Source organism: Humidesulfovibrio sp., assembly GCF_035560995.1.
In the GTDB taxonomy this organism is placed as follows: Bacteria; Desulfobacterota; Desulfovibrionia; order Desulfovibrionales; family Desulfovibrionaceae; genus Humidesulfovibrio.
In genome coordinates this window covers 1-4,687 of record NZ_DATMYK010000294.1, presented here as the reverse complement: position 1 = coordinate 4,687, position 4,687 = coordinate 1, and the positions used below count along the sequence as shown (strand labels likewise).

Here is a 4,687-nt window from a genome sequence, read left to right as displayed (position 1 = left end):
CAGGTGCACAATTCTTTCAATATCGTTACATTTCGCACAGCAGACTTTTAGCCAAAAACACACATCATCAACAAATACGCAGGGTAGCGTACTTTGGCCCGCTTCTTGCCCATATGCTGCAAAAGCCCATTCAAATTCTTTCTCAGGAGGCAGCATGCTCAAGAACATCGTCATGGCTCTCACCCTCGCAATGGTTGTCCTGGTCGGGTCGGCCACGGTCTTCGCGGCCGACGTCCCGGCTCCGGACCCCACTGGCGCGACCATCGGCACCGCAGCCGACGTGGTCAACGCCACTTCTGGCGCACCCACTGAAGTGGACATGGAGAAGTACAAGGACTCCGAACCGCTGGCCACAAAGCTGGCGGACGTCATCGGCCACAACCGGATCTCCATCAACCTGGTCTGGACGCTCATCTGCGGCTTCCTGGTCATGTTCATGCAGCTTGGTTTCGCCATGGCTGAAACGGGCTTCACCCGCGCCAAGAACGCCGGCCACACCATGGGCATGAACATGATGGTGTACGGCATCGGCATGCTGGGCTTCTGGCTTACCGGCTTCGCCCTGCAGATGGGCGGCAGCGGCGGCGCGGCGGCCCTGGGCGGCGGCACCCTGCTGAACCAGGAATTCACCATCACCTTGTTCGGCAAGGACTTCGGCATCTTCGGCATGAAGGGCTTCCTCTTGGGCGAGGACGTCTACGACACCACCGTGCTGACCATGTTCCTGTTCCAGATGGTCTTCATGGACACCACGGCCACCATTCCCACGGGCGCCATGGCCGAGCGCTGGACCTTCAAGAACTTCGTCATCTACGGCTTCTTCATCTCCATGTTCGTGTACCCCTTGTACGCCAACTGGGTGTGGGGCGCGGGCTGGTTGTCCACCCTGGGCAGCAACTTCGGCCTGGGCCACGGCGTGCTCGACTTCGCAGGCTCCTCGGTTGTGCACATGACCGGCGGCGTGGCCGCCCTGGCCGGCGCCATGATCCTCGGCCCCCGTCTTGGCAAGTTCCGCGCCGACGGCACCGCCAACGCCCTGCCCGGCCACCACATTCCCATGGCCCTGGCCGGCTGTCTGGTCCTGGCCTTCGGCTGGTTCGGCTTCAACGCCGGCTCCACCCTGGCTGGCGGCGACATGCGCATCAGCGTCGTGGCCGTCAACACCATGCTCGCCTCTGCTGGCGGCGCCATGTCCGCCATGATGTACATGTGGCTGCGCTACGGCAAGCCGGACATCTCCATGGCCGCCAACGGCATGCTCGCCGGCCTGGTCGCCATCACCGCCCCCTGCGGTTTCGTGAACCCCATGGCCTCCGTGCTCATCGGCGTCATCGCGGGCGTGCTGCTCTGCGTCAGCGTCCTGTTCGTTGAAAACACCCTGAAGCTCGACGACCCCGTGGGCGCCATCTCGGTCCATGGCGTCAACGGCGCCTGGGGCATGGTTGCCCTCGGACTCTTCGCCGACGGCACCTACGGCGACAAGCTGAACGGCGTGGAAGGCACCGTGAAGGGCCTGTTCTACGGCGATCCTTCCCAGCTCGTGGCCCAACTCATCGCCGTGGCCGTGAACATCGTCTTCGTGTTCGTCGTCATGTACGTCTTCTTCAAGGTCTCCAACAAGATCGCCCCCATGCGCGTCCCGGCCGAGGTCGAACAGGAAGGCCTGGACATGGCTGAAGTGGCCGTCATCGGCTACCCCGAGTTCTCCATCAACAAGACCCACCGTTAACGGGCCGGAGGCAGACATGAAGAAGATTGAAGCCATCATCAAGCCCCACAAGCTCGACGACGTGAAGGATGCCCTGGACAAGGCCGGAGTGCACGGCATGACCGTGACCGAGGTGAAGGGCTACGGCCGCCAGAAGGGCCACGTGGAGATGTACCGCGGAGCCGAATACCAGGTGGTGTTCAAGGCCAAGGTGAAGATCGAGGTCGTGGTCAACGACGCCATCGCCCCGGGCGTGGTGGAAGCCGTGCGAGGCGCGGCCAACACCGGCAGCATCGGCGACGGAAAGATCTTCGTCATCAACATCGAAGACGCCGTGCGCATCCGCACCAACGAGCGCGGGGAGGCGGCCGTCTAAGACATTCCTCTCCCTTGCGGCGCGGGCGTGCGGGAAGAGGGACCCAAACGCCCGCCCTCACTCCAGAGCCCCTGCCTGTAACGCCCAGGCAGGGGCTCGCTTATGCGCAAGGGGGGGGGGGCAGAAACCGGGCGGCAAAAAATCAGTTCGCTTCGCGCATGCGGGCAATGCCCGCCAAGGCGTAGCGCTGCACAAAATCCGCCACGAGCTCGACGCCGAGCTTCTCCAGATCGAGCTCCGGGTACACTTGGCGGATGAGCTGCTTGGCGTTGTCGAACAGCACGCAGTGCCCAACCACTCCGGCGGCGCACAAATGCACGGTGCGGCCGTCGGCTTCTGGCAGCAGTTCGCGGATGATGCCCAGCAGAACCTCATGCTGTGGGGTGATGTAGCGCTCCATCACAACCCCGAAGTCCGCCGAGGGCTCGATGAACTCGCCGCTCAAAAGCTGCCCCAGCTTCTCATTCACCGGGTCGCCGTCGCCCATGAGCCGGTACAGCAGCGAACGGATGTAGGCCTTGAGGCGTTCTTCCGGCGGGGCTTCCGGTCCAAGGCCCATGTGAACGGGATACTTGGCCTGCGCCTTTTCCATGAAATCCAAAAGCACGGCGATGAACAGCTTGTCCTTGCCGCCGAAGTGATAGTTCACGGCGGCCACGTTGGCCCCGGCCTGGGCGCAGATTTCGCGCACCGTGGCCTCCTTGACCCCGCGCAGGGCGAAGTGCTCCCGCGCGGCCGCCAGCAGCCTCGTCTTTGTGCAAAGATCCTGTTGTGTCGACATGGCGTTCTCCGTCTACGACGAATGAGGGGGTCTGATGGATACAGCCTCTTTAAACAATGTTTAAATTTTTGTTTTGACTCTGTCAAGGGGGGAAAAGACCCATTCGCCTGTCCGCTTGTCAGAGTGGGCACCACTTTGGTAGTGTATGGGAAACGAGAACCTGCGAGGATTTCATGCCCTACAAGGATTTACAGGAATTCCTGAAGCATCTTGACCGCAAAGGCGAACTCAAGCGCATCGACGCCGAGCTTGACCCCTACCTTGAAATCGCCGAGGTAACGGACCGGGTGAGCAAGAAGTTCGGCCCGGCCCTGCTTTTTGAGAAAACCAAGGGGTCCAAATTCCCCGTGCTGACCAACATGTACGGCTCGTACACGCGCATGAACATGGCCCTAGATTCCGAGAATCTGGACGCCCTGGGCGAGCGCATCCACGAATACCTGGAGATCGAGCGGCCCGACGGCATCATCAAAAAGTTGCAGATGATCCCCAAGCTCTCGAAGCTCACCAACATTTTCCCCGACCATGTGAAAAAGGGCTGCTGCCAGGACGTCGTCCTGACCGGCGACCAGGTGGACCTGTCCATCATGCCCGTTTTGACCACCTGGCCGGGCGACGCGGGCCCGTTCATCACCCTGCCCGTGGTGTTCACCAAGAACCCGGAAACCGGCGTGCGCAACGCGGGCATGTACCGCATGCAGGTGTTCGACAAGAACACCACCGGCATGCACTGGCACCGCCACAAGGGCGGGGCCTACCATTACCATCTGGCCGAAAAGCTCGGCAAACGCCTTGAGGTCGCCGTGGCCATCGGACCGGACCCGGCCGTGACCTACGCCGCCACCGCGCCCATCCCGGACGAGATCGACGAGATGCTCTTCGCGGGCTTCCTGCGCAACCAGCCGGTGGAGCTCGTCAAGTGCAAGACCGTCGACCTTGAGGTGCCCGCCACCAGCCAGTTCGTGCTGGAAGGCTACGTGGACCCCAAGGAGCGCCGCCGCGAAGGCCCCTTCGGCGACCACACGGGCTACTACTCCCTGGCCGACGACTACCCGGTGTTCCACGTCACGGCCATCACCCACCGGCACGACGCCATCTACCCGGCCACCCTCGTCGGGCCCCCTCCGATGGAAGACTGCTTCATCGGCAAGGCCACGGAGCGCCTGTTCCTGCCGCTCATCAAGAAGCAACTGCCCGAGGTGGTGGACATGAACCTGCCGCTTGAAGGCGTGTTCCACAACCTGTGCTTCGTCTCCATAGACAAGCGCTACCCCGGCCAGGCGAGAAAGGTCATGTACGCCCTGTGGGGCATGGGCCAGATGATGTTCACCAAGATCATCGTGGTGGTGGACAAGAACATCAACGTGCAGAACGTGTCCGAGGTGCTCTGGCGCATCGGCAACAACGTGGACCCCAGGCGCGACATCGCCATCCTGGACGGCCCGCTGGACGCGCTCGACCACGCCTCGCCGCTCGCCTACTACGGCGGCAAGATGGGCATCGACGCCACCAAGAAGGGCCCCGAGGACGGACACCACCGCGAGTGGCCCGACACCCTGCGCATGGACGAGGGCGTGAAGGCCAAGATCGACGGGCTGTGGAAGAACCTGGGCCTGTAACGAGAAGACAAGAGAAGAGAATACCCTCCGGGGGCCAAAGGGCATTCGCCCTTTGGGATCCCATTAGGGGTGTGTGTCCTCTCGTCCAAGCATAGCGTTTGACTCCAGCGCAACAGACATGACGCCCTCCGCCGCTCCGGGGCAAGGCCCCGGAGCGGCGGCCTGCGGGTCCAGGGGGTGCATACCCCCTGGCCGCCGGAGGC

At 62.6% G+C, this 4,687-nt stretch carries 4 protein-coding genes; 3 read left to right on the top strand and 1 reads right to left on the bottom strand.

The features are described 5' to 3' along the window. The first annotated feature begins 154 nt into the window (after positions 1-154). Positions 155-1,729: an ammonium transporter gene (locus VN419_RS11420; RefSeq protein ID WP_325647355.1), complete on the top strand. Its 1,575-nt coding sequence runs from the start codon at positions 155-157 to the stop codon at positions 1,727-1,729. Between the two features lie 16 nt (positions 1,730-1,745). Continuing rightward, positions 1,746-2,084, top strand: coding sequence for a P-II family nitrogen regulator (locus VN419_RS11415; protein ID WP_325647354.1), 339 nt, complete (start codon positions 1,746-1,748; stop codon positions 2,082-2,084). A 142-nt stretch (positions 2,085-2,226) separates the two neighbouring features. Here VN419_RS11415 and VN419_RS11410 read toward each other — a convergent pair whose 3' ends face one another. Beyond that, complete coding sequence (locus tag VN419_RS11410; RefSeq protein ID WP_325647353.1) at positions 2,227-2,865, bottom strand: CerR family C-terminal domain-containing protein; 639 nt, start codon at positions 2,863-2,865, stop codon at positions 2,227-2,229. Positions 2,866-3,038: 173 nt separating this feature from the next. Between VN419_RS11410 and VN419_RS11405 the strand changes: the two genes are divergently transcribed. Then, complete coding sequence (locus VN419_RS11405) at positions 3,039-4,484, top strand: menaquinone biosynthesis decarboxylase (protein WP_325647352.1); 1,446 nt, start codon at positions 3,039-3,041, stop codon at positions 4,482-4,484. Positions 4,485-4,687: the final 203 nt, after the last annotated feature.

Bases quoted from the DNA above. Each gene is read 5' to 3' on its own strand.
- VN419_RS11420 (WP_325647355.1), top strand. From the start codon at position 155: ATGCTCAAGAACATCGTCATGGCTCTCACCCTCGCAATGGTTGTCCTG.
- VN419_RS11415 (WP_325647354.1), top strand. From the start codon at position 1,746: ATGAAGAAGATTGAAGCCATCATCAAGCCCCACAAGCTCGACGACGTG.
- VN419_RS11410 (WP_325647353.1), bottom strand. From the start codon at position 2,865: ATGTCGACACAACAGGATCTTTGCACAAAGACGAGGCTGCTGGCGGCC.
- VN419_RS11405 (WP_325647352.1), top strand. From the start codon at position 3,039: ATGCCCTACAAGGATTTACAGGAATTCCTGAAGCATCTTGACCGCAAA.